At 44.2% G+C, this 24,186-nt stretch carries 22 protein-coding genes and 1 tRNA gene; 11 read left to right on the top strand and 12 right to left on the bottom strand.

Going from position 1 to position 24,186, the window contains the following annotated elements; genetic code table 11:
• Window positions 1-7: 7 nt before the first annotated feature.
• From DK430_RS11845 to DK430_RS11870, 6 genes are all read right to left on the bottom strand, one after another.
• Window positions 8-1,195, bottom strand: a complete 1,188-nt coding sequence (locus tag DK430_RS11845; RefSeq protein WP_109079267.1) for a YadA family autotransporter adhesin — start codon at window positions 1,193-1,195, stop codon at window positions 8-10.
• Between the two features lie 84 nt (window positions 1,196-1,279).
• Complete coding sequence (locus DK430_RS11850) at window positions 1,280-1,681, bottom strand: hypothetical protein (protein WP_109079268.1); 402 nt, start codon at window positions 1,679-1,681, stop codon at window positions 1,280-1,282.
• Between the two features lie 11 nt (window positions 1,682-1,692).
• Window positions 1,693-1,911: a hypothetical protein gene (locus DK430_RS11855; protein ID WP_109079269.1), complete on the bottom strand. Its 219-nt coding sequence runs from the start codon at window positions 1,909-1,911 to the stop codon at window positions 1,693-1,695.
• Window positions 1,892-2,305: a hypothetical protein gene (locus DK430_RS11860; RefSeq protein WP_109079270.1), complete on the bottom strand. Its 414-nt coding sequence runs from the start codon at window positions 2,303-2,305 to the stop codon at window positions 1,892-1,894. Before DK430_RS11860 ends, DK430_RS11855 begins: the two co-directional genes overlap by 20 nt.
• Before the next feature lie 10 nt (window positions 2,306-2,315).
• Window positions 2,316-2,687, bottom strand: coding sequence for a hypothetical protein (locus DK430_RS11865; protein WP_109079271.1), 372 nt, complete (start codon window positions 2,685-2,687; stop codon window positions 2,316-2,318).
• A gap of 58 nt (window positions 2,688-2,745) precedes the next feature.
• Window positions 2,746-2,958: a hypothetical protein gene (locus DK430_RS11870; RefSeq protein WP_109079272.1), complete on the bottom strand. Its 213-nt coding sequence runs from the start codon at window positions 2,956-2,958 to the stop codon at window positions 2,746-2,748.
• 102 nt (window positions 2,959-3,060) lie between these two features.
• Here DK430_RS11870 and DK430_RS11875 point away from each other — a divergent pair, with 102 nt between their 5' ends.
• The 7 genes from DK430_RS11875 (at window position 3,061) to DK430_RS11905 (ending at window position 13,102) form a co-directional block, all read left to right on the top strand.
• Window positions 3,061-3,651 (top strand): phage repressor protein CI, encoded by a 591-nt coding sequence (locus DK430_RS11875; RefSeq protein ID WP_109079273.1) that lies wholly within the window; start codon window positions 3,061-3,063, stop codon window positions 3,649-3,651.
• Between the two features lie 2 nt (window positions 3,652-3,653).
• Complete coding sequence (locus tag DK430_RS11880) at window positions 3,654-4,148, top strand: hypothetical protein (RefSeq protein ID WP_109079274.1); 495 nt, start codon at window positions 3,654-3,656, stop codon at window positions 4,146-4,148.
• An 8-nt stretch (window positions 4,149-4,156) separates the two neighbouring features.
• Window positions 4,157-5,188 carry a site-specific integrase gene (locus DK430_RS11885; RefSeq protein ID WP_109079275.1) on the top strand — a complete coding sequence of 344 codons (1,032 nt, stop codon included), beginning with the start codon at window positions 4,157-4,159 and terminating at the stop codon, window positions 5,186-5,188.
• Between the two features lie 243 nt (window positions 5,189-5,431).
• Window positions 5,432-5,507: transfer RNA gene (locus DK430_RS11890), tRNA-Lys, on the top strand.
• Between the two features lie 595 nt (window positions 5,508-6,102).
• Window positions 6,103-10,407 (top strand): DUF4332 domain-containing protein, encoded by a 4,305-nt coding sequence (locus DK430_RS11895; protein ID WP_109079276.1) that lies wholly within the window; start codon window positions 6,103-6,105, stop codon window positions 10,405-10,407.
• Window positions 10,408-10,509: 102 nt separating this feature from the next.
• Window positions 10,510-10,809 (top strand): hypothetical protein, encoded by a 300-nt coding sequence (locus DK430_RS11900; protein WP_109079277.1) that lies wholly within the window; start codon window positions 10,510-10,512, stop codon window positions 10,807-10,809.
• Window positions 10,810-11,716: 907 nt separating this feature from the next.
• Window positions 11,717-13,102: a cytochrome-c peroxidase gene (locus tag DK430_RS11905; protein ID WP_109079278.1), complete on the top strand. Its 1,386-nt coding sequence runs from the start codon at window positions 11,717-11,719 to the stop codon at window positions 13,100-13,102.
• Window positions 13,103-13,189: 87 nt separating this feature from the next.
• Here the strand turns inward: DK430_RS11905 and rnd are convergent, their stop codons facing one another.
• The 5 genes from rnd to yoaA all read right to left on the bottom strand — a co-directional run bounded on the left by rnd (window position 13,190) and on the right by yoaA (window position 19,475).
• The gene (rnd, locus tag DK430_RS11910; protein WP_109079288.1) at window positions 13,190-14,347 is read right to left on the bottom strand and encodes a ribonuclease D; all 1,158 of its coding nucleotides are present in this window, start codon (window positions 14,345-14,347) and stop codon (window positions 13,190-13,192) included.
• A gap of 71 nt (window positions 14,348-14,418) precedes the next feature.
• Window positions 14,419-16,107 carry a long-chain-fatty-acid--CoA ligase FadD gene (gene fadD, locus DK430_RS11915; protein ID WP_109079279.1) on the bottom strand — a complete coding sequence of 563 codons (1,689 nt, stop codon included), beginning with the start codon at window positions 16,105-16,107 and terminating at the stop codon, window positions 14,419-14,421.
• 30 nt (window positions 16,108-16,137) lie between these two features.
• On the bottom strand, window positions 16,138-16,695 hold the full coding sequence (locus DK430_RS11920; protein ID WP_109079280.1) for a Slp family lipoprotein: 558 nt from the start codon (window positions 16,693-16,695) through the stop codon (window positions 16,138-16,140).
• Between the two features lie 108 nt (window positions 16,696-16,803).
• Complete coding sequence (tsaB, locus tag DK430_RS11925) at window positions 16,804-17,526, bottom strand: tRNA (adenosine(37)-N6)-threonylcarbamoyltransferase complex dimerization subunit type 1 TsaB (RefSeq protein ID WP_109079281.1); 723 nt, start codon at window positions 17,524-17,526, stop codon at window positions 16,804-16,806.
• Window positions 17,527-17,528: 2 nt separating this feature from the next.
• A complete protein-coding gene (gene yoaA, locus DK430_RS11930) occupies window positions 17,529-19,475 on the bottom strand; it encodes a DNA repair helicase YoaA (RefSeq protein ID WP_109079289.1) in 1,947 nt (648 codons plus the stop codon).
• A 72-nt stretch (window positions 19,476-19,547) separates the two neighbouring features.
• On the opposite strand from yoaA, the gene DK430_RS11935 reads away from it, so the two are divergent.
• Window positions 19,548-20,369: a D-hexose-6-phosphate mutarotase gene (locus tag DK430_RS11935; protein ID WP_109079282.1), complete on the top strand. Its 822-nt coding sequence runs from the start codon at window positions 19,548-19,550 to the stop codon at window positions 20,367-20,369.
• Window positions 20,370-20,785: 416 nt separating this feature from the next.
• Here DK430_RS11935 and DK430_RS11940 read toward each other — a convergent pair whose 3' ends face one another.
• Window positions 20,786-21,805 carry a LacI family DNA-binding transcriptional regulator gene (locus tag DK430_RS11940; RefSeq protein ID WP_109079283.1) on the bottom strand — a complete coding sequence of 340 codons (1,020 nt, stop codon included), beginning with the start codon at window positions 21,803-21,805 and terminating at the stop codon, window positions 20,786-20,788.
• A 184-nt stretch (window positions 21,806-21,989) separates the two neighbouring features.
• On the opposite strand from DK430_RS11940, the gene DK430_RS11945 reads away from it, so the two are divergent.
• Genes DK430_RS11945 through ulaA form a run of 3 tightly spaced genes read left to right on the top strand, consistent with a single transcriptional unit; the run spans window position 21,990 to window position 24,091 of the window.
• On the top strand, window positions 21,990-22,430 hold the full coding sequence (locus DK430_RS11945; protein ID WP_109079284.1) for a PTS sugar transporter subunit IIA: 441 nt from the start codon (window positions 21,990-21,992) through the stop codon (window positions 22,428-22,430).
• 18 nt (window positions 22,431-22,448) lie between these two features.
• Window positions 22,449-22,724 carry a PTS sugar transporter subunit IIB gene (locus DK430_RS11950; protein WP_109079285.1) on the top strand — a complete coding sequence of 92 codons (276 nt, stop codon included), beginning with the start codon at window positions 22,449-22,451 and terminating at the stop codon, window positions 22,722-22,724.
• An 8-nt stretch (window positions 22,725-22,732) separates the two neighbouring features.
• On the top strand, window positions 22,733-24,091 hold the full coding sequence (gene ulaA / locus DK430_RS11955) for a PTS ascorbate transporter subunit IIC (RefSeq protein ID WP_109079286.1): 1,359 nt from the start codon (window positions 22,733-22,735) through the stop codon (window positions 24,089-24,091).
• The last annotated feature ends 95 nt before the right edge of the window (window positions 24,092-24,186 follow it).

A 24,186-nucleotide genomic window follows, 5' to 3' on the forward strand; every position in this document is an offset into this window, starting at 1 on the left:
GTGCTGATTAATATTGATAAGTGATTCCCGCGCCTGCGCCCACTTCGTTTTGAGTGCCGAAAGACACAGACAAGCTACTAATCCATTTCGTGTTTTCGCTCATGTGTGAATAGCGGATGGCGGCGGCGTGTTGCCCTGCGTATGTGCCTATACCTGCGCCAATAGCAGATCTCCCGCTATGGGTGGCGTGTGGGATATTTGCAACGGCAAGCGCGGACGCCGTTCCGGCGGAAGCGCGTTTGCGGTTTTTCGCGACGTCTTTCGCCACGTTATCAATGCGCTGATTTGTGTTTGCTAAGCCTGCGTTTAAGCGCTCATTTGTGCGGGCGATGGCTTGCGCGTTGCGTTCTGCTTTTGCACTGGTGGCACTGATGGCGCGCTGATTGGTGTTGATTTGGTTCGCGTTGGCGCGGATTTGGCTTTTATTGGCTTCGATGTTGTCGGCGTTGGTCGATACCTGCCCCGCAACGGCGAATAACTGGCTTCCGTTAATGCCGTCCGTGCTGTCGGCTGTGATTCTGCCTGCGGCAAGGTTGGTTAATGTGCGTTTTGTGTCTGCGTTGCCGACGGATACCGTCGCGACGGGTTTCGCGCCTGCAAAGCCGCTATAACTAATATTGCCCACGGTTGCGCCCGCTGTGCCGACGGCTTGGGCGGTTGCGCTATTACTGCCGATTGCCACGGCATACGCGTCGTTTGCGGTTGCACCGCGTCCGATTGCGGTCGCCATGCGGGCGGTGGTGTTGGCTAATGTGCCGACGGACGTGCCGCTGTATGCGCTCACGCTTGCGCCGTCGCCGATTGCCGTGCCTGTGTCGGCGGTCACTTTACTTTGTACGCCAACCGCCGTCGCGTAGTTAGCCTGCGCTTTGGCACTGTTGCCGATCACGGTGTTTAAGTCGCCTTTTGATGTGCCTAAAATGCTAACTGTGGCATTGCCGTCCACTTGCGCGACAATGCCGACGGATGTCGAACCGTTGACGACCGTATGATCGCCAATAGCAACAGCACGATAACCTTTTGATTTTGTATAGTTGCCAATTGCGACGGCTTGGCTTCCGTTTGCATTGGCATACGTGCCGATGGCGACGCTGTTTTCACCCGTTGCGCTTGCGCCTGTGTCTAGATTGATAGACGCGTGAGCGGTGTTAAGTGCGGCAAAAACGGCAACCGCGATTAATGTTAATTTTTTCATTTGGATCCCCTCTGAATTAGTTTTGTTAATGATAAATTTACTTAATATGAATTAAATTCATGTTAGTGACTAAAAAAAGGATTTTTACTCATCTAACGCCTGGGCTTTTTGCTTTGCGCCCTGTACTTCGTCACAAATGGCTTTGTGTCGAATCAGCACATCTTCGATAGTTGCTACTCGCTCGTCCTGTAGTTCGATACTGCAAATAAAACTCAAGATTTCTTCGAAGCTTGTCGATTGTTTGATTTGATAACGCTCGGCTTCTTTTAGTCGGTACACCACAAAACAACCGTCGATAACGCCTAATTGATATTGCTGTGTGATTTCGATTAAGTGCATTTCTTGCATTTTGATTTCCTCTTTTTCTGCTTTTAACACCCGTAGGGACTTGATAAATAACGCGCCGATAAGGCAACAACTTAGCGCTAAGCCGACGATAAACAACACGACGACAACGCCGAATAACAAAGTTAAGATTTCCCACATATCCGCCGCCTTTAATGAATCGCTTGTTTGGATTGTGCAATGCGGACTAAATCATTCAAACGGGCGATTTGCTCCCGCGCCTTGATGTCTTTTTTTACCCAAAAATCGCGGCGCATTGGGTCGCGGCGGGCAAAGGTTAAATAAACTTCGTGGCTGTCTTTCCAGTAAAAGATCGCCTGCTTGCAAACGTTGACGTTAATGCGGTCTTTTCTAATAAGTTGATTTTGCATAATTCACCTCTTTATCAATTTGTTTAAAATTGGCTTTTGTTAGCACAGGCGGAAATTCGTTTGCGATTTCACGAATTTTCTTTACCGCTTCGGCGATTTTGTCTTGTCCTTCCGGGGTGTAATCACCTAATTTTCGCCCCTTTGAATACGGGTCCAGTAAATCACTTGTGCGTATGTCCGCATAAGCTAAAATCACGTCTTTTTTCTCTTTTGCCATTTTGTTAAAAACGCGTTCCACTTCGTTTTTACTCTGATTCAATTTGTGCCAGATTTCCGCACAATGCTTTCTTGCAATTGCCGCCAGTAACTCTTGATATTCTTCGCTCATTAAGTGAGCGATATATTCCGGCGCGTTTTTGTTGATTTTGGTTATTCGGTGATTGGCATATAACATAAGCGCCACCTTACTTGCTTCTGCCGTATTTTCTGATGTATGCTAATCGGTAAATTTTTTCCCCGAATTCCACAAGGTCATCAAATGAGCGATCAGAATCAAAATAACCCATTACCGCCTGAAGAATTTCTAAATCAGCTGGCTCTTCAAACGGCGTTACAAGATAGGCTATTGGGCTGTCTATGCCGTGTTGTTGCAAGATTTCCTGAATTGACTTCCCAACTTGAGAATGAACTTCTCGCGGAAGTTGACGATATTGCGAAAACACATCCCGAATCTGCTGACCTCGCGGAATCGTATTTTGCGAAGTTGCTTGCGCCGATTGGGCGCGAATGAATAGATTTAAGTTGTTGATGATGACGTTGATTTCTTGATTTCTCATTTTTCCACCCCTAGAAAAACACTTTTGAAACTGACCGCACTTTTTATCGTGCGGTTTTTTATTGTTGCGCCGACGCTTCACGCGCCAAGGCGATCATGTTGATAAAAATCTTTTCTTTTTTACTTTCCCGTGGGCGGGTCGGTAAAACTCCTTTTTGCACCAAGTCGCGCACTGCTTTGACGGATATGCCATTACGGCGGGCGTATTCCTCGGCTGGCAGATACGGACTATCTACCTGTATATATATACAAATTGAATTTTGAGTTTCCATCTTGTAACATTCCTATGAACGAATATGAACGAATATGAACAATCTGTCATTTGACACAAATATAATGCTTTGTGTTGAATGAGTTGTCAATATGGTGATTTTATGTCTTTTGACACAAAAATAGAATTTGAAGGCGGGAAAGAAGTTATTTCTCGGATCATGAAAGCGTATGGATTTGCAAACCGTAAGCTACTTGCGGAACATTTAGGAATGCCGCATAGCACCTTTGGGACATGGGCTTCACGCAATTTCTTTCCCGCTGAACTTGTAATACGTTGCGTTAAAGAAACGGGCGCGCGACTGGATTATGTAGCATACGGAGAAGAACCGATTTTCGATAATTCGCTTGATATGAAATATTTTCATGCAATCAAGCTAGAAAATGGCAAACCTTTCATAATGGAGAATAAACCCTTTATTCTCACATACTTACCAAATTTAGATAGCCGCGCGGCTTACGACAAAATTTCTTGCGTGATTGAAGATAACCGCACTTATTTCATCAATAATGACTTTGGCGACCTGATCGACGGAGATTATTTCGTAATCGTGGAAAACTCCCATTTATTGCGTTACATCACTGTTCTACCCGGCGGGAAAGTGCGGTTAGACGGCGGGAAATTTTCGTTTGAGTGCGACGCGGGGGATATTGAGATCGTAGGCAAGGTTATTTTAAAAATGGAGAAGTGCTAAGAATGAAAAAATTAATCAAATATGCTTGCATATGGTTCCTTCTTAATCTTTTCACTATCGGACCAATATCAAGACTCATTAGCGCCAATCAAAGCGATAATGTGGGCGGTGCTATTATATTAATCAATACAATAGCCCTTTTTATAATTATTAAATTCAAGTCTAAATTTACTGCGTTTTCCAAGATAAAAGAAAAGGTTCAAGATAACGAAATTGAACCCGCTGAAATTAAGCCCCCTCTAATCCCGAAAGGTGATACTGTAAAATTTGAATATGAAACAGATACCAGTAGTGAAACTAAATTCTTTTCCGGGAAATTGATAGATATTGAATTTGATTCTGATCAAGAATGGGGAACGCACGCCATTTTGATCGGCGAAACTGCCAAAGGCACTGTAAAGAAATTTAAAGATTATGATCTTTTGGGTGATGTCGTCTATAAAGGCAAAAAATACTCCAGTTTTGAAGATCTTTATTCCAAAATAAACAATGATTAATTCTTAAAATGGCAGTTCGGCGTGACAAAACAAAAGGCAATAAATGGCTTGCGGAGTTCTACAAAGACGGCAAGCGCGTTCGCAAGTGGTTTTTAACCAAGGGCGAAGCCCTGCGTTTCTTCAATCAGCATAAATATGCTTCCGTTCAATTTTCCGATTCCGAAACGGTTTCCGTGTCTCTTGATGCGGACAAAACCGCCGCCCCGCCGTTAAGTTTTTTCGTGCAAGAATGGTTCGATTTGCACGGGCAAACGCTCAACGATGGCGCCGCACGATTGGAAAAGCTAAAAAACCTGTGCGCCCACCTTGGCGACCCGCCCGCCGCCGAATTTCGCCGCGAAGATTTCGCCGATTACCGAAAATTACGCCTTGCCGGGAAATTTTCCAAAGATCCGAATCGCCCACCGAAAGAAGCCACAATCAACCGCGAACACGCCTATTTGCGGGCGGTTTTTAACGAATTGAAGCGGCTCGGCAAGTGGGAAAGCGAAAACCCGTTAGAGGGAATAAGTGAATTTCGGGAAAAGGAAATCGAACTGGCGTATTTAACCGCCGACGAAATCCGCCGACTGCTTGCGGAGTGCGATAATTCGCGCAATCGTGATTTGGGGTTGATTACGCGAATCTGCTTGGCAACCGGTGCGCGGTGGAGCGAAGCGGAGCAGTTAAAACAATCTCAAGTTATCCCTTACAAAATCACCTACATTAACACCAAAAGCAACCGCAACCGCACGATCCCGATCAGTCGTGAACTCTATGATATGTTGCCCAAACGACGCGGGCGACTTTTCGGCGACGCTTACGAAGCCTTTGAAAATGCCGTGGATCGCGCTTGTATTGATTTACCAAAAGGACAACTTACCCACGTTCTGCGGCATACGTTCGCAAGTCATTTTATGATGAACGGGGGAAATATCTTAGTACTGAAAGAAATTTTAGGACACTCTACGATCGAAATGACAATGCGCTATTCTCATTTTGCCCCTTCGCACTTAGAAAGTGCGGTCAGTTTAAATCCGTTGGCTGTTAAAAGGGATTAGTTCACAAAATCCCTTGGCTTTTAGTGGCTTTCCCTGTGGCTGTTCCGCTTTATATTCGGTTGTATTCGTTCTTATTCGTCTATTCATTTCCGCGTAAAATCATTAACTTATTGATTCTCAAAATATTAAAAAGGTATTTAAAATCCCTCGCCTTTCGAGGCGTGCCAGTTCAAGTCTGGCCTCGGGCACCATTTAATAATACCTTTCTTATTAAATAGTTACCCTCCAAAGACAAATGCACACGGGTCGTTAGCTCAGTCGGTAGAGCAGCGGACTTTTAATCCGTTGGTCGAAGGTTCGAATCCTTCACGACCCACCAACTTCCAAATCAAATATCTAAAAACTTTTCACATACCCGCTAAGTAGCGATGCAGAGTAAAATAATCTCATTTTTGCATATAGCTTAGAATGTTTATTTCAAAAATATTCAACGTTATACGTTATACCTCTTGTGTAATCTAAGGCATGATAAGCAAAATAGTCTAGATAATTTGATCTAAAACAATAAAAACAGAAATAATACTTGACTCACTTGACAGCATTCTTTATTAGGCTTATTAGTATCCTACATAGAGGTAAGTCTATTCGACAATTAAAGCATCAATTAAACGGATTCAATAATTGATTAAACTTTCGAAATGACTTACGCCATTCTTTATCTAAATATAAACCTTTAAGCAAAATATAAATCCACTTATCTAACTCAATCAAATATCAACGTTTTCTGACTCACTTTGAAAAATGGAAGATTTCACCATAAAAAGGGAGAGAGATATGATAACAACATCAGCTTTATAGAATATTTGTGAATAATTACCCCACCTATTATCTACACTTCAGAAGTCAGTAGCGTGGCAGTTTGTGTCTGCCAAAAGTGTAACTTATACAATAAAGATAAAGAATAGGAGCACAAAATGAATCTTCAAGCGAATCAAACAACAAAACTGAATGCCTCAGAATTAGCGGCCTTGCATCGTAAAATGAATAATTGGCGAGGTCAGAAAAATAAGTTGATGGTATCAGATTTGAAACCCAAAGTTTTGGATAAAAAAATTAAAGATCCGGAACAAAAACTCTCCCGTAAAGAATTAAATCTACTTGTGGCCTATTTTGAAGCGATTGAAAAGGGCATCACAATTGATATTCCCGGCATAACGCCCACTGATCTTAAATTTGAGCAAATACTCTTTGATTCATATAGAACCGTGAATGCGCTTATCAAAGAATATGACAAACAGATCACACCAAAATCTTCACTTATTCCAATAAAAGGAATCAGTAAAATATTGCAGGCTAAATTGCGTGAATTATATATTTACGACGTTGCCGCCCTGCTCTCGCGTGGGAGAACACAAAAAGATCGGGATAGCCTCGCCTCAAAATTAAAAGTTGATGTTAGTGAAGTGGAATCTTGGGTAAAACAAGCGGATCTTTGGCGTGTTTCCGGAATGACCACCGATATTGCTTATTTACTTGTTATCAGCGGGGTGCGCTGTGTTGAAGATTTAGCGAGAGTTGATGCCAAGAAAATTTTTCCGATTATTAAAGGAATTTCTGCGGTACAAACAGATTTTCAAGCCCCATCCTCTAAAGAAGAGATCCACCAGCTTATTAAAAATGCGCAAGATTTAGTCATCTATTCAGTTCGTAGTGAAAATTTAAGATTGCGCTCATTACCTGATTCTTTGGTAAATGCCATTAATACAATCAAAAATAGTGGTGATCCTAACAACATGGATATGCAGGGTGTTGTTGAGTATATCCAAAACGATATGCTTTCTTCCTTAGCAGAATCTGACGGAAATAATTGGTATCAGGAGTTAGGCGAAGTACCATTACATCTGTTTAAAAATGATAAAAACATTTCTGAAATTGAGTTTATGACGACCGGTAAGGTCATTAAAAAAGGGCTTGATTTCCTTGATGATGTGCAATACTCCCTACCTTTACCAAACACACTAAGCGGAACCGTCTATATCAGAAGAAAAGACAGCACTGAGAAAAGAACGTTTGCCGGAGCAGAAGTTGAAATCAGCGGTATTGTCAGCCCAACCGAAGATCTAAAAGACTTAAATAAAAAATTATGTGCGGTAACGGATAGCCAAGGTAAATTTATTATCGCCTTGCCGGACAAATACAGCATTAAAGAAATTGTCACCATTTCTATTTCTCAAGGTCCGAAAAAGCAAGAGTTCGTTAAAAATGCGAGTGAAATTTTAGATTCCGTAAAAGAGCGTAAAAAATTAGATGACTTCTATCAACTAGATGCGCTAGGTGATGAAATTGATAAATTGACATTATTAATTGAACAAACGGAAAAAGAACAGCAGAAATTAATTGAACAAGCCGAAGGAAAACAAAAGAAATGGAATGACAAATCCTATAGTCAAAAATTGACTAGTTATCACCAAAAACTCGACGAATTGTCGAATAATTACGATAAGGCTGAAGCCAAACTGTTAAAAGAATGTGATGCCTTAACGGTTAAGATGGCGTTTGATAAGTTTCTCGCCTCCTGTAAATCGCTAAATGCTAACTTAGAGGGAACAAATAACAATGCTCAAGAAGATGAAGGTTTTGTCATTATTGAAGAATTATTTAACGGTCAACGACTGGATTTAGAAACAGCTTTACCTAAAGTAAAACTGATGGGAAATGATGAGCATGTTATCCGTCTTGCAACGGATACTGCGCCGTCCAAAACCTATCGTTACAGTATGTTACAACGACTTGTTGAGCCAAATATTTCTTCGTTAAATGGGCGGAAAAAATTAACCGCACCTGTTAGCATAATGAATTTCAAAGAGGCCTTATATACCACCCCGGATAGATATCCGCAGGCAACCTCATTGGGTATCGGTTATGTGCTGAATATGCACCAAGCATGGATACCGGATGGTTTTTCATTGGGTTCACTACTCTATTCGCTAGTTTTAGCTCCGGGTGAAGAACAGCGGCTGGTTGTTCGCGAGAATAAACAAAGCTATTCCATCATGAATGATTCGGAAAGTTCCGAGATGGGAAGAGAAAGCTACGAGCAAGGTCAATCTGATGACACTTTGGCTGCCTTTAATAATGCTATCGACCAAATGTCGAATGGATATTCCGATTATAACTACAATGCCTCAAGCGGGTCTTTTGGCGGCTCGCTTTTTGGCGGTATTTTTGGTACCGGTATGGGAATCGGATTGGGTTTATCAGGAGGGTATTCCCGAACCCAAGGGTATGGCTCATCCTCCGCCGGTCAACGTAATTCCCACAATGAAGTTTCAAATGCTGCACAAACTTTTCAACGCAATATTAAAAGTGCATCAAATCGAATTTCACAAGCGAAACGCATTAGCGTATCCATGGGAACAAGTGAAACCTCTAATTATGTTGCAACCAAAATTATCGCTAACCACAACCATTCACATACAATGACCGTGCAGTATTGGGAGGTGATGAGACGTTATAAATTGGAAAGCTGTATCGATAGTGTCGATTTAGTGCTCTTTGTACCGTTGCAATTGATTCACTTCTTACCTTCAGGAGAAAATTATCAATTAATGGAGGTGCATTCCTCGACCTTTAACAAAACTCGATTTAGCCAACGTTATGGTATGTTATTAAAATATGAACCGGCGCTACGCTATGCCCTGCCATACCGTTATCGTAGAGGTTTGGAGCTGGTTAAGAAATATGCGGCATATCCACAATGGTCACTGGAAAATATCAATGATGATTCGCGCACCTTAGCCTTAACCTTTAGTGGCAATTTCCTCACATTTGATGATTTATCTGTCACACTGCGCCTAAAAAATGGTCGAGGTACTGTTGCCGGTGAAATCGTTCACTATCCTCGAGCCAATATTCAGATTTTGGATATTTATGAAGGCAATAAAAGAAATTGCAGTACACGAAATGAAGTGCGACAAGCCATTCGAGATGAACGCAATAAACAAGGTTCGGTTAAGGTCACCGTCTTATTTCACCTACCGTCTGATTTTGTTGATGATGATTTGGATTACATCCGCATTAAGCATTCTATTGAGCCATTAAATTACACGCTGGAACATCATGGCGAATTAACGAAGGCAGAATCCAAAGCTTATGAGCTATACCTCGACCGAATTCTTGATTTGGCTAAAGATAATGATAATAGTCAACACGATAGAAGGGAGATCGCACACTACAAATCCTCTTTACCGGAAGCGTATGTTACGCCTCAGATTACCCTCTCTCCGGGACATTTGAGAGCATTAGGCAATCCGACAATCCATAGCGTATCAGTTAATATGGAAAGCACCTCTAGAATTCAGGCAACACTGTCATATAGTGAGTTGAACTATTCCACCTATATTAAACTCTCAACGGAAGAAAAAACGCTACGTTATTCAGAGTTCCAATTAATGGAAGAAACACTACAACATATAGCTTCAGAAACCTTGCGTTACTCACAAGCCGTATGGCAATCATTGAGTAGTGATGAACGTACTATGTTATTGGAGCAGTACACTATCGATATGAATTTTGACGAACTTCAAGATTCAGACCAAAGTAAAAAGGAAAAAATAGATATACCTTTACTGAACTGCGTTAATGTTAAAAAACTTCTCGGTTTTTATGGTAACTGCATGCTATTGCCGTTTACGTATCCACAAAGCCTGGCTAAACGGTTGGGTAAAACAGCAGGGGAAATACAAGACGCTCTATATCGCTATCACACCAATAATTTCCGCGTTCCGACCACGATCGTGTCTTTGCCAACCGACGGTATGATTGGAGAAGCGGTGTTGGGCGAAACCAATGTCAGCGAAGAAATTGATTTAACCCGTTTCTGGAACTGGCAAGACTCCCCAATTGATAAGATGGATATCAATAACCATTACTTAAACGACAAAGATTATTTATCGGAGAAAACAGTCAAAGATGATTTAACAGAGAAAACCGTCAAAGATAAGAATGCATTAGGATTGCAAAGTGCACCGGAAGCGGCAACGCCTATGGAAACAAGTGTACTTTCATCCTTAATTAGCAGGCAATCTCCTGAATTCACTGATAGAGCAACGTTTGCAGAATTAAAAGAGTTATTGAATGCCAGTATGGAAAACGCCAAATCAGGGCGAGACAAGGTGATTGAAACCTCTGCAGAACTTGCTAAAGCAGCATTGGATTATGCCGGTAAAGTTAATGGAGGGGAGGGTGCAACCTCAAAAGAGAATAAATCTTCAAAGTAAAATGCTAGCTCATAACAGTGAAAATACGTTTAGCTATGATGTTTTTTGATGGTAGAAAATCTTATCAAGAACACCGAGCTATCCGAAATAAAGGAGTTTAAAATGAATATTGATAATGTGGTATTAAAAATCTTAGAGAGCGAGATATCGCCGGAGATGCAAGAACTTAAGAAATTAATTTTAAGAAGAATTGCGACCGAGGCGGACATTAAACCGTCGCGAATACCGGCGCCGTTAAATATCACCCAAATCGGGGGATATATTAACTTGATGATGAAATTAGATAAGCAACAACAAAAAAGAATTTTAGAGACGCAACAGCAAAAAACGGAGTATCAGTCTATGCTGGAGCAAACTCTAGCCTCTATTCTTGGTCTTCCAATGCAAACGTCGAAAGAGTAAATCGCTTTGGTATCGTGAACTTAAACGGCGGATAAACATTGTTCTTCTGCGAGCAATGAATATTTGTCGAATAAGTCACAAGGTATCCGTAGCCTTTAACGAGAGGTGCTTTTGGCATCGGTCTGCAATGGGTGAAAAATGTATCGTTAACACGAAAGAATCGGCAATGCGAAAGGTAATGGAACTCGGTCTCTGATCCAGATTAGGGCTCGAGGAAAACACTATCCTAGGATGGAAAGGCAAGTGAACGAGTAATCTACTCTAGCCAAGCCGGAATCAAGAAGGAAAACATTTGACCGCAAGTGATGAAGCTCGGTCGGTAAAGATCCCGCGATAGGGCGTCGACTGACACCTACCGGGAAGATAAACCCGACCTGAGGACAAAACAAACGGAAGGATGAATTTCTTGGAGAGGAAAGTAAGGCGACAGAAGGTGAAAGGGAACGCGTCAAGGCGGAATCTCAGGATTTAAGGAACGAAAGTTTCAGCTGCCGGAGAACGGTAGCAATTACACGCATCACCGGATACGTCCCATTTGTGGCGTTCTGCTTTTAGCAAAAAGCAAGAATGAACGGAAAGGCTTAGGCAAGGTCAACTTGGCAATCAGGTCTGGCATTGTTGGATGGGCATTACTCCTAACGTATTGGAATACCATGAATTCACCTTCGGGTGAACCTGAACCGCGTCGAATTCGGCGCGGTTCTCTTTTTTAGCAAGTGCACGATTTTCAGATTCTCAGCCTTTTCACAAGATCAAACATAGACTTTCTATCCACCTCTTTTTAATTACTAAAAGCAATTTCACCCATTGTTTTTGCAAATTAACTTTATTGATTTAAATCATATAGTTCCCGCTATTTTTCACCGATAATCCACTCCCCTTTTATTTTTAGTGTTGGAGAATGATTATGAAAAAATTTGTACTTAAAGCGGCGGTTGTCGCGATTGTCGGTTATTTAGGGGTTGTCGGGTATGTTCATCAGTATGATAAAGGGCAAATGGAGAAATTACTTGCCGAAGGCAACTACTCCACCGAACAACAAAAAATCGCCAAAGTCTTTTTTAACAACGGCTGTCAATATTGCCATACGCCAAGTGCCGAATTACCGTTTTACGCCCATGTTCCGCTGGTGGATTCCATGCTGCAAAATGACATCAAAGAAGGCAACCGTGTATTCCTGTTAAATAAGTTGCTGGACGGATTAAAAGATCCAAGCAAATTATCGGAAGTGGATTTGGCAAAACTTGAACGCGTCATCGAAAATGATGAAATGCCAATTGCAAAATTCCTGCATATTCACTGGGGAAGTCGCCCTGATGAAGATGAAAAAACCACCGTGTTAAACTGGATTCGTGAACAACGCAAAGCCTTTTTACCGGCAAATACCGAAGGCACGGACAATCACCGTCTGGTGCAACCGATTCCGGATGAAATTATGACGGATGCCGCGAAAGTTGCCCTCGGACATAAACTTTTTATGGACGGACGCTTATCCGGCGACGGCACAATTCAATGCCACACCTGCCACCAATTAGACAAAGGCGGCGTTGACCGCTTAGATGTTTCCACCGGTATTGAAGGCAAAAAAGGCGGCATCAACGCGCCGACCGTCTTCAATGCGGCATTTAACTTCGTCCAATTCTGGGACGGACGTGCCACAGATTTAGCCGACCAAGCCGGCGGACCACCGACTAACCCGGTTGAAATGGGCTCCCACTCTTGGGATGACATTGTGGCAAGATTTGAACTGGACGAAGACTTCAAACAAGAATTCTTAAAAATTTATCCGCAAATCAGCAAAGAAACCTTAACCAACGCTATCGGCGAATATGAAAAAACCTTAATCACCCCAAACAGCGATTTCGACCGCTACTTAAAAGGTGATAAAACCGCGCTAACGGCACAGCAAATCAAAGGTTACGAGCTGTTTAAACAATACAAATGCGACACCTGCCACACCGGCGTCAACATGGGCGGACAATCTTACGAATACCTAGGCATTTACGGAGATTACTTCAAAGATCGCGGCACACCACTCACTGATGCAGACCAAGGTCGCTTCGCACAAACGCAAGATCCGTATGATATGCACCGCTTTAAAGTGCCGTCATTGCGTAATATCGCCTTGACTGCGCCTTATATGCACGATGCCTCGGCAAAAGATTTGAAAGAAGCCGTTCGAATCATGTTGAAATATCAAAGCAATGCCAAACCGCAACAACAAGAAGTGGACGATATTACCTCATTCTTGGAAAGCCTCACGGGCGAGTTTGAAGGTAAGAAATTGCAATAATCAAGGCTAACAAAAAGTGCGGTCGTTTTTTGAAGCGTTTTAAAAACGCCGAAAAAACTCACCGCACTCTTCACTTATCCGTAACCGCTATTCATCAAAGGTTTTCAACGCCGTAAATAACTTCTCCCCAAACGGCTTGCGCCAACCCGTCAGCAATTCCGGCTGTTCCTCTTCAACACCTTTTGACCAATACCACTTCATCAAACTTTCCAAGCTACGTTTAGAGGCAATCAGTTCTTTCGGCAAATTAGGCGGCGTGATTTGGACTAAATGCTGTTGCAGAGCTTTCAATGTCGTTTTATAACGCGGATCATCGGCAAGGCGTTGAATGGGCTGCGGGTAATCTTCAGGCGCAATACGCTTCACCTGATCAATAATTTGCAATAATTTTTTGCCGTGAATTCGCACTTCTGCGGTGCTTAAACCAAGCTCCAATAAAGTTGAGGTGTGCTTCGGATTGTTTTTTGCCACCAGCCATAAATTTTCCGCGCGCACCACAAAATTCAACGCGAGATCACGCTTCATGGCTTCTTCCATACGCCATTTAGCCAACAGCTTTAAACGCATGAGTTCCTGCCGATTTAATTTCCACGCATTCGGAATGGCGAAATAAGCGCTGTCGGGCTCTTTCGTTGCCTGCGCCCGTTTGTTCAACAAAAATTCACATTCATTTTCCACCGCACTTTTCCACTCGGTTTGCGCAAGCTGTGCCTGCATTTGTTCATATAAAGGCAGCAAATACCACACATCCGCAGCTGCATATTGCAACTGATTGTCCGATAACGGACGCGCCAGCCAATCGGTGCGGGACGCGCCTTTGTCGATTTCAAGCTGAAAATAATGTTGCACCAAGGCAGCAAAGCCAGAGGAGCCGGCAAAACCGAGAAAATGCGCCATCACTTGCGTATCGTACATCGGACGCGGCAACTGTTGAAAATAATGCTGAAATACTTCCAGATCTTCACCGCAGGCATGGAGAATTTTGACGACATTGGCATCGGCAAGTAATGCGACAAAAGGCGAAAAATCCTGAATCGGCAAGGGATCGATTAAAGCGACCTGATCGCCGAAATAAAGCTGAATTAAACCCAGTTTCGGATACAGGGTACGGACCCGCACAAATTCGGTGTCTAAAGCGACCGCACTTTGCTCTCGTGCCGCTCGGCATACGCGCGCCAATTCGGCATCATCGGTCACCACATAAAAGTGCGGTGGATTTTTAACTTCTTTTTTAAGTTGAGGCATATGAAATAATAAGAGAATGTCGCGGGACATTCTCTTTTCCTTATAAATAAAACAATTGTTTAAGTGATGAATTAATTCGCCGGGCGTTTGGCAACTTCTTCGTCACGTAACACGCGACGCAAAATTTTACCCACATTGCTCTTTGGCAATTCCTCGCGAAACTCAATATCTTTCGGGATTTTATAGCCGGTTAAATGTGCGCGGCAATGTTTGCGCAACTCGTCACGGGTCAGACTTTCATCTTTTTTCACCACAAAAATTTTGATGGTTTCGCCGGAAACCTCATTTGGCACGCCGATGGCAACTACTTCGGAAACCTTGTTATTCAGCATCACCACATCTTCGATTTCATTCGGATAAACATTAAAACCGGACACCAGAATCATGTCTTTTTTGCGATCCACAATGCGCAGGCTGTAACTTTCGTCCATGATGACAATATCGCCGGTTGCCATCCAGCCGTCTTTAATCACTTCAGAAGTGGCTTCCGGGCGTTGCCAATAACCTTGCATGACCTGCTCGCCTTTCACCCACAACTCACCCGCTTCGCCGATTATCGCATCAGAACCGTCTTCTTTAATAATTTTAACATCCGTATTCGGCACCGGCACGCCGATACTGCCGTTATGTTTCACCACGTTGATCGGGCAAGCGGCAATTAACGGCGAACATTCCGTCATGCCATAGCCTTCAATAATGCTGCAACCGGTCAACTCATGCCAACGGGTCGCCACCGATTGTTGAATCGCCATCCCGCCGCCAACGGAAAGTTTCAGCGCGGAGAAATTCACCTCTTTGAAATTTTCGTTATTTAACAAGGCGTTAAATAAGGTATTCACGCCGGTAATTGCCACAAATCGATGTTTTCGCAGTTCTTTCACAAAACCGTTAATGTCGCGCGGATTGGTAATCAATACGGCGGTTACACCTAACTCAATGAATAATAAGCAGTTTACCGTGAGAGCAAAGACATGATAAAGCGGCAACGCAAGGATCGCCAAACGTTCACGACCACGATCGCCCACAAAGGGATAGGCAATCCATTTGGCTTGGAATACGTTCACGATAATATTGCCGTGGGACAGCATCGCGCCTTTCGCCACGCCCGTGGTGCCGCCGGTGTATTGCAAAAACGCCAAATCGTCCCGTTCTATTTGCGGACGCACATATTGACGATGTTTCCCTACGCTCAACACTTCACGGAACGTCACCGCATTCGGCAACTTATATTTCGGCACCAGCTTTTTCACATATTTCACCACGAAATTCACCAAAGTGCGCTTACCGAAAGACAGCTGATCGCCCATACGGGTTAAAATCACATGCTTCACGGCAGTGTTGAACACCACTTTCTCTAAGGTGGAAGCAAAATTCGATACCACCACAATGGCTTTCGCGCCGCTGTCTTGAAGCTGATGTTCCAGCTCACGCGGGGTGTAAAGCGGGTTCACGTTGACCACCACCAAACCGGCACGCAATATGCCGAACAACGCAATGGGATATTGCAATAAATTCGGCATCATTAACGCCACACGATCGCCGCGCTCCAGTTTCAATTCATTCTGCAAATACGCGGCGAAGGCGCGGCTGCGCTCTTCCAGTTTACGGAACGTCAATACCTTGCCCATATTGATATACGCCGCGCGATCAGGATGCTCACGCACCGCTTTTTCAAACATATCCAAAATCGAATCGTATTCCGAGGTGTCTAGCTGACGCTCCGCGCCTTCGGGATAATTTTTAAACCAAGGTTTTTCCATTGTCGTTCCTTAAAAATGTTTTTATTTGAATTAGTATAAATTGTAACGCACACGCGGTTCCGCCCAGAAAAAGCGGGAAGAAAATCCCCAACCGTAAGGGTAAAACGGCGAGTAGTCATAAATATCGTCAGGGTCGTAATAATATTCTTTCACCAACTTCCAAATGCGATATTGTTCCGCTTTCACCACCGGATAACTGTACTCCGCCTGATCAATCTTGCCCTGCTCTTTGCCGCTCAATATACCGCCGACGGTCACATACTGATCTTTCAGATTCTCCGGATCAACAAAACCGTTTAAATAGGCGATAAATCGTCCATCGGCATAGCCGTCCACAATAGGCTTGGCGGAAAAATAGGATACCGATTGATTCAGCACCTCAATTTTGGTTTTATCTTTCAACGCCTTGGCAGAAACCACTTTACCGCCCAAACGCACTTTCATGCAGTTGCAATCATAGTCCTGCGCCTGTACGTTTTTTAAATTTAACGCCTCAAACTGTTTGGCTTCCAGCCCTGGCGGCGCCGACACGCAGCCCGTTAAAACCAGAGAAAGTGCGGTCAATATTAGCAATGTTTTTTTGTTCATTTTAATTCTCCTATGGAAAGATCATTAAAATTGATAAAACAGAAGGGGCGACCTCCCCCCTCAGCCTTCGGCGGCTCCCCCCGTAAACGGGCGGGAGCGAAGTTTTATCTATTCCCGTCCCGGTAATTTTTTCCAGGTAACTTCGTTACGCAAATAAATGGGTTCGATTTCCAACGGGCTAATGGTTTTGCCGGAAAACCATTTAGGCAGTGCCAAATCCAACATATAGAACGCAGAAGGCAACGTGATTTCCGTAGATTTGCCAAGATTCGCCTCGCTTAATTCGGGATATGCCGCCCAGCCTGTTCCCACCAACACGGCGTTATCATGCTGTTGTTGCGCCACCTGTTCCAACACCTCTGAGGGGCTACACACCTGTTCGGCAATGGTCGGCTGCCAATCTAAAAACGTGCCGAAATCCGACCGCACTTTTTGCGCCTGCCATTGAGCGAAATACACTTCATTCATGCGCGCATCGATGGCGGCAAGCACGTTTTCCGCCTGATATTGAATATACGCCGCTTGTGCCATAGCGGCTAAATTGGACACCGGAATCACCGGTAAATCCGCGCCGAATGCCAAGCCTTGCGCAATGCCTGCACCGATTCGCACGCCAGTGAAGCTACCCGGACCGCGCCCGAACACTAAGCCGTCCACTTGGTGCAATTTAATGCCTGCCTGCGCCAGAATTTCATCCACCATAGGCAAAATATGTTTAGTGTGTTCGCGCTGGGCGAACTGTTCCAAATGCGTTTTTTCACCGCCGCGTAACAAAGCGACAGAACAAGCCTCTGTTGCCGTATCTAAAGCCAATAATGTGACATTTTTCATGGTTATTTTAATGCTTCTTTCTTGTCTGAATTCATGGTTGTGAGGAATTGTACCACTTTGTGCAAATCCCGCGTACGTTTAAAATTCGGCAAACTGCGCAAAAAGGTTTCGCCATAAGGACGCATCACCAAACGATTATCGCAAATAATCACCGCGCCGCGATCGGTCACGTCCCGAATTAAACGCCCCACGCCTTGTTTTAAGGTAATCACCGCCTCGGGAATTTGAATATCATTGAAAGGATCGCCACCCTGCAAGCGACAATCTTCAATGCGCGCTTTCAGCAACGGCTCATCCGGCGCGGTAAACGGCAGTTTATCGATAATCACCAAGGACAGCGCGTCGCCCCGCACATCCACGCCCTCCCAAAAGCTCGACGTCGCCACCAGCACGCTATGCGACTGCGAAATAAATTGTTCCAGTAACGTGCCTTTCGCCGTTTCGCCCTGCAACAGAATGGTCAGTTCGCTGTTTTCACGAAAATATTCCGCCAAGCTTCGCATCATGGCGTAAGAGGTGCACAGCACAAAACACCGCCCTTGGTTGGCTTCAATAATCGGCAACAACATTTTGCCTAACTGACTGAAAGTGCTACTGTGATTGGTCGCCGGCAGATAACGGGGTACACAAAGCAGGGATTGTTCCGCATAATTAAACGGGCTCGGCAGAATTTTCTGCGCCGCATTCTGAATGCCCAAACGCTGACAAAAATGCTCAAAGGTGCCACCCACTTCCAATGTAGCGGAAGTAAAAATCCAAGCGCATTTTTGCTTCGCCATTTGCTCGCCGAATTTATCCGCCACGGTGAGCGGCGTAATATGCAACCCGAATTGACGACCGATACATTCAAACCAGTAACAATAGCCGGTAATTTCCGTTTCCGTCAGGCGTTTAAGCAAATTTTGTAACTGGGCGATCCGCTCGAAAATGCTGTCCAAAGTTTGCGAACGCCCTAAACCGAGCTTCACCACCTCGGCGGTGAAATTGAGCTTTTCCAATAAAAAATCAAAGGCTTTTTTGACCGCACTTTGTTGCAACATTTGTCGCCAGTTACCACGCAAATTGCCGTCGCCCAGCAATAAACGAAAATCCTGTACGATTTTTAACAGCTGATCCGATGCCACACCAAGCTGTTTCATGTCTTTTACTTCAGTGCGGTAAGTGATTTGAATATCTTTACACAAATCAAACAGTTGGCGTGATGTGACCGATTGTCCGAAATATTGGCTGGCGATGTCGGGCAGTTGGTGCGCTTCGTCGAATACGATGACTTCCGCGTTGGGAATCAATTCGCCGAAGCCGTTTTCCTTCACCGCCATGTCGGCAAAAAACAAATGATGGTTGACCACCACTAAATCCGCATTAAGCGCTTTTTTACGCGCCAATGCCACATAACAATCGGCATAATTGGGGCAATCGCTGCCAAGACAACTTTCGGCGGTGCTGGTTAATTGCGGCAGGATCGGACTGTCTTCGGCAATTTCGATACATTCGGACAAGTCCCCAGTTTTCGTCGCGTTACGCCATTTGCGTACTTTGGATAAATCATGCAACACGCTGCGATCGCCTAGCACACCTTGGGCAATCACCTGTTCCAGCCGTTCCAGACATAAATAATTGGCGCGCCCTTTTAACAAGGCGATTTTGCCGCTATAACCGAGGGCTTTTTGAATGGCGGGCAGATCGCGATTGAACAGCTGATCCTGCAAATTTTTGGAACCGGTAGAAATGATGGTTTTCTTTTTCGCCAATAACGCCGGCGCCAAATAAGCAAAGGTTTTACCCGTGCCTGTCCCCGCCTCCACCACTAACAGGCTGTGCTGTTCAATGGCTTTGCCCACCGCCGTCGCCATGTCAAGTTGTTCCGCACGAGGACGAAAGCCCTTGATGTGCGCGCTCAATACGCCATCCCGGGAAAATACCTTGCTAATTTGTTCCGAATACGCCATTATTTTTTTCATCTGTTAAAAAGTCGGCACAGTATAGCAGATTTCCCTTCTTTCTGAATCAACAAGGACTAGATGATGAACATTCAATTACAACAACAAATCACGCCCGAACTGAGCTTATATGCCTATAACGAGATTCCCGTTTTGCATTTACGACACGCCGTCGGCTCGGCAAAAATCGCCTTGCAGGGCGCGCATTTATTCAGCTGGCAACCGGCACACAGTAAACAGGACATACTGTGGCTAAGTGAAATCGAACCTTTTGAAACGGGCACGGCAATTCGCGGCGGCATTCCTATTTGCTATCCTTGGTTTAACAATGCCGGCACGCCCGCGCACGGTTTCGCCCGCATCAGCCTGTGGCAATTAAGCGACTATGCCATTCACGCCGATAAAGTGCGGTTAGTTTTTTCGCTGTTTTCCGCACAACATATCGTGCTGGCAAAAGTAGAAATGATCTTCGGCGAACACTGCGACTTGCGCTTTACCCATTACGGCGAAACCGGCATGGAAAAAGTGCAACTGGCATTACACAGTTATTTCAACATCGGCAACATCGCCAACACCGACATTGCCAATCTGCCTACGGAATGCTTCAACGCCCTCTCCCGTCAAACGGAAAGTGTCCCGTCAGCGCGTCGCATCGCCGAAAACGTGGATTGCGTTTATACCGCCCCTCAACATCCAACGGAAATTCATGACCGCGACAATCAACGCACCATTTTTGTGGAACACCAAAATGCAAGTGACGTGGTGCTCTGGAATCCATGGCACAAAGCCACCGGCAACATGACGGAAAACGGCTATCAAACCATGGTGTGCGTGGAAACCGCGCGAATCAACCGTTATCTTGAAGCGGGCGAAACGGTGGCGGTGAGATTGGGGGTGAAATAGTTTATTCTTTGTAATAACTTCCCCTCGCCCGTGTACGGGAGAGGGTGGAGAAAATCCGAAGGATTTTCGGAGGGAGAGGGGAAAACGCGAGCAAAATCGACCGCACTTTTCCCCCTCTCTCTGACTACAAGTGCTAAACGCACTTTCCGTCGGTCTCTCTCCCGCAAGCGGGCGAGAGGAAAAATATAAAAAATTACTACCCGATAGCGCCAGCGTCCACGCTGGTGCTTATTTGATCCAAGCGTATACGCTTGAACCATCAGAGGTTTCGAACAGGTATAGTTAGAAAACACAGCGTCATCAGAAGCCATAAAAAGTGCGGTGCTTTTTCAGTGTGTTTTTTCATTTCAAAACGCCTGAAAAACCCACCGCACTTTTTTGTCCCCACTGTTAATTTTTACTGCAATGGACAACAATTATACGCTGTTTCGTACGACCAAATGGGTCGGTAACTGAATGAATTTGGTATCTTTTCCCTCATCTTCGCTTTGCAATAATTCCACCAATTTCTTCCCTGCCGTTTCACCTAATTCACGATAAGGAATGTGAATTGTGGTTAAGCGCGGATAAGAAACCGCTCCGACCTCCAAATCGCCTAACCCCGCCACTGCAATATCTCTCGGGATAATCAAATGATGACGTAATGCCTCATAAATGGCTCCGCAAGCTAATTCATCGGAAAGAAAAACAAAAGCGTCTATCTTCCCCCAAGCAGATAATGCTTCGCTTAATAATTGCGTTCCCGTAGTAAAAGAGATCTCATCGGCACTATGCAACATCAAATGCGAACTTAGCCCCTGTGCCAATAATGCCGTATGCCAACTGTCCAGATACTGCTGAAAGATGGCGGAATTTTGTCGGGCGGACAATAGCGCTATTTCGCTATATCCTTTTTCCGCTAAAAAACCGATTAGTTGTTGCATGGCCAGTCGACAATCGACACCGATATTTAAGCCGAGCGGTTTTTTTTGTTTAACTCCCACCTCAATACATAAAATTCCGCTATTTTGAATCCATTGCGCTTCTTCTTCAGGGCATTGAAAATTGAGCAATACTATCGCTTGCGGTGATTGTTTCATCAGTTCCCTTAACCAATATTTATCGTCCGACATTAATATCATCACCTGAACATCAAGAGTTCTAAGCTGCTTTTGTAAGGCGGACAGAATCAAAATATTTTCTTTTGACGAAATGGAAGAAGTGACAATAACCACATTACGCGAAGTTGCCGAAGCAAGATCGCGCGCGGCCGCATTAGGAATATATCCCAATTCCCGAATTGCTTCTTCAATTTTTAATCTGACTTTTTCCGACACGATTTCCGGGGTGCGCAATGCCCTTGAAACCGTCATTTTCCCTACACCGACCCTTTTTGCCACATCTTCTAAAGTGACTTTTCCTGTTGTGCGTCGGCTTCGAGCATTCGTAGAAACCATAATTTGTTTTCCTTAATTATTTTCTTTTTTACTTAATTTATCCTAAAAAAACACTTTTTTAAATTTTTTATAAAAAAATGTGAGCGGTATCACAAAACATAAAAAAACCAATTGATACCGCTAACATTTGAGGATAACGTTGATTCAGCAATAAACCAAAGCAATTTTAAAAAGGAGTGTTCCTATGCTGAAAGATTATTTACCGACCGCACATATTCAACTTATCGAGCAGATTGAAGATTGGCAAAAAGCCGTTCAATTATGTGCAGAGCCTTTATTAAATGAAGGGTTGATCGAGACACGCTATATCGCCCGTATTTTTCAATTGCATCAGGAAATCGGACCTTATTTTGTGATAGCGCCCCAAATTGCCATGCCGCACGCCAGACCTGAAGACGGCGCTAATGCACAGGCACTTTCACTACTGGTTGTTAAGCAAGGAGTGGATTTTCAATCTGAAAATGACCCCGTCAATTTAATCATCTTACTGGCAGCCAAAAACAACGACTCGCATATCGAAATGTTGTCCGCGGTTGCCGAATTACTGTCCGATGATAAAGCCGTGCAGTCGATGATTCGGGCTGACAATACCACACAAATCGAAAATATCATTTCACATTACTAACTCACAGGAGAATTCATTATGAAAATTATGGCAGTATGCGGTTCAGGTTTAGGTAGCAGCTTTATGATGGAAATGAACGTCAAAAAAGCATTGAAGAAAATCGGCGTAGAAGCAGAAGTAAATCACACCGATTTAAGCTCGGTCACGGCTGATGATGCGGATCTGTTTGTGATGGCTAGTGATATTGCGGCAAGCAGCAGTATTCCCGCAGAACGAATCATCACTATTACCAATATGGTTAGCGTGGCAGAATTTGAAGAAAAATTAACGGGTTACTTTAACCGTAAGCAATAGGGGGAACTATGGAATCCTTACTCTTCTTTATTCTCGATATTCTTAAAGTGCCGGCCGTGCTCGTCGGGATTATTGCCCTAATCGGCTTAATTGCACAGAAAAAATCACTGTCGGATACTGTTAAAGGTACGGTAAAAACCATTCTCGGCTTTTTGGTATTAAGCGGTGGCGCCACTGTGTTGCTCAGCTCACTCAGCCCATTAGGCGATATGTTTAAATACGCCTTTAATGTGCAGGGCATTATCCCCAATAATGAGGCTATTGTTTCCGTTGCATTGGAAAAATTCGGTACGGCGACTGCGCTGATTATGGCGTTCGGCATGGTCTCCAATATTGTGGTTGCCCGTTTTACCCGTTTAAAATTTATCTTTCTAACGGGACATCACACCTTTTATATGGCTTGTATGATCGCCGTTATCTTAACCGTTGCGGGATTTGAGGGGGTGCAACTGGTATTTGTCGGGGCGTTAACCCTCGGTTTAATTATGGCATTTTTCCCTGCATTGGTTCATCGTTATATGAAAAAGGTAACGGACAGCGATAATGTCGCGTTGGGACATTTCGGCTCATTGGCTTACGCCCTCTCAGGGTTTGTCGGTGAAATCGCGGGGAAAAACTCTAAATCAACCGAAGAAATGGATCTACCGAAAAATTTGAGTTTCTTACGCGACAGTTCTATTTCGATCTCGCTGACCATGATGGTTATTTACTTTGTACTGGCTATTTCATCCGGTGGCGAATATGTTAGCCAACACTTTAGCGGCGGGCAGCATTATTTGGTTTATGCCATTATTCAATCCATCACCTTTGCGGCCGGCGTGTTTATTATCCTACAAGGCGTTCGATTGGTATTGGCGGAAATCGTACCGGCGTTTACGGGATTTTCTGAAAAATTAGTTCCGAATGCACGCCCGGCATTGGATTGCCCTATCGTATTTCCTTATGCGCCCAATGCGGTATTAATCGGTTTTCTGTTTAGTTTTATAGGAGGGCTTGTCAGTCTTGCTATCTTGGGCGTACTTAACTGGACACTCATCCTGCCGGGTGTTGTTCCGCACTTTTTCTGCGGTGCAACCGCCGGGGTATTAGGCAACGCCATGGGAGGCCGTCGCGGAGCTATGCTCGGTGCGTTCGCACACGGCATTTTGATTACCTTCCTTCCCGTATTCCTGTTACCGGTACTCGGTTCGTTAGGATTTGCCAATACGACATTCTCCGATGCGGATTTCGGCGGCGTAGGTATCTTACTGGGATATATGGCAAAACATTTTAGCCCGAATGTTATTACCGCCGTCATCGTATTAATCTTCGTTTCACTGGTTGCCTATAACTATCTGGCTAAAAAATCTAATAGCAATAAAGAGTAATACTGAATTGAAGCAATATTGACATCCTCCCCGCCCTAAAGGACGGGGATTCCTACTAGCTCCCCCGCTTTGCGTGGGCTACTCTCGGTGGGTTC

It is taken from the genome of Aggregatibacter kilianii, from assembly GCF_003129965.1.
GTDB classification, from domain to species: Bacteria; Pseudomonadota; Gammaproteobacteria; order Enterobacterales; family Pasteurellaceae; genus Aggregatibacter; species Aggregatibacter kilianii_A.

Coding starts and splice junctions, on each gene's coding strand:
- DK430_RS11845 (WP_109079267.1), bottom strand. CDS start 1,195: ATGAAAAAATTAACATTAATCGCGGTTGCCGTTTTTGCCGCACTTAAC.
- DK430_RS11850 (WP_109079268.1), bottom strand. CDS start 1,681: ATGTGGGAAATCTTAACTTTGTTATTCGGCGTTGTCGTCGTGTTGTTT.
- DK430_RS11855 (WP_109079269.1), bottom strand. CDS start 1,911: ATGCAAAATCAACTTATTAGAAAAGACCGCATTAACGTCAACGTTTGC.
- DK430_RS11860 (WP_109079270.1), bottom strand. CDS start 2,305: ATGTTATATGCCAATCACCGAATAACCAAAATCAACAAAAACGCGCCG.
- DK430_RS11865 (WP_109079271.1), bottom strand. CDS start 2,687: ATGAGAAATCAAGAAATCAACGTCATCATCAACAACTTAAATCTATTC.
- DK430_RS11870 (WP_109079272.1), bottom strand. CDS start 2,958: ATGGAAACTCAAAATTCAATTTGTATATATATACAGGTAGATAGTCCG.
- DK430_RS11875 (WP_109079273.1), top strand. CDS start 3,061: ATGTCTTTTGACACAAAAATAGAATTTGAAGGCGGGAAAGAAGTTATT.
- DK430_RS11880 (WP_109079274.1), top strand. CDS start 3,654: ATGAAAAAATTAATCAAATATGCTTGCATATGGTTCCTTCTTAATCTT.
- DK430_RS11885 (WP_109079275.1), top strand. CDS start 4,157: ATGGCAGTTCGGCGTGACAAAACAAAAGGCAATAAATGGCTTGCGGAG.
- DK430_RS11895 (WP_109079276.1), top strand. CDS start 6,103: ATGAATCTTCAAGCGAATCAAACAACAAAACTGAATGCCTCAGAATTA.
- DK430_RS11900 (WP_109079277.1), top strand. CDS start 10,510: ATGAATATTGATAATGTGGTATTAAAAATCTTAGAGAGCGAGATATCG.
- DK430_RS11905 (WP_109079278.1), top strand. CDS start 11,717: ATGAAAAAATTTGTACTTAAAGCGGCGGTTGTCGCGATTGTCGGTTAT.
- rnd (WP_109079288.1), bottom strand. CDS start 14,347: ATGCCTCAACTTAAAAAAGAAGTTAAAAATCCACCGCACTTTTATGTG.
- fadD (WP_109079279.1), bottom strand. CDS start 16,107: ATGGAAAAACCTTGGTTTAAAAATTATCCCGAAGGCGCGGAGCGTCAG.
- DK430_RS11920 (WP_109079280.1), bottom strand. CDS start 16,695: ATGAACAAAAAAACATTGCTAATATTGACCGCACTTTCTCTGGTTTTA.
- tsaB (WP_109079281.1), bottom strand. CDS start 17,526: ATGAAAAATGTCACATTATTGGCTTTAGATACGGCAACAGAGGCTTGT.
- yoaA (WP_109079289.1), bottom strand. CDS start 19,475: ATGGCGTATTCGGAACAAATTAGCAAGGTATTTTCCCGGGATGGCGTA.
- DK430_RS11935 (WP_109079282.1), top strand. CDS start 19,548: ATGATGAACATTCAATTACAACAACAAATCACGCCCGAACTGAGCTTA.
- DK430_RS11940 (WP_109079283.1), bottom strand. CDS start 21,805: ATGGTTTCTACGAATGCTCGAAGCCGACGCACAACAGGAAAAGTCACT.
- DK430_RS11945 (WP_109079284.1), top strand. CDS start 21,990: ATGCTGAAAGATTATTTACCGACCGCACATATTCAACTTATCGAGCAG.
- DK430_RS11950 (WP_109079285.1), top strand. CDS start 22,449: ATGAAAATTATGGCAGTATGCGGTTCAGGTTTAGGTAGCAGCTTTATG.
- ulaA (WP_109079286.1), top strand. CDS start 22,733: ATGGAATCCTTACTCTTCTTTATTCTCGATATTCTTAAAGTGCCGGCC.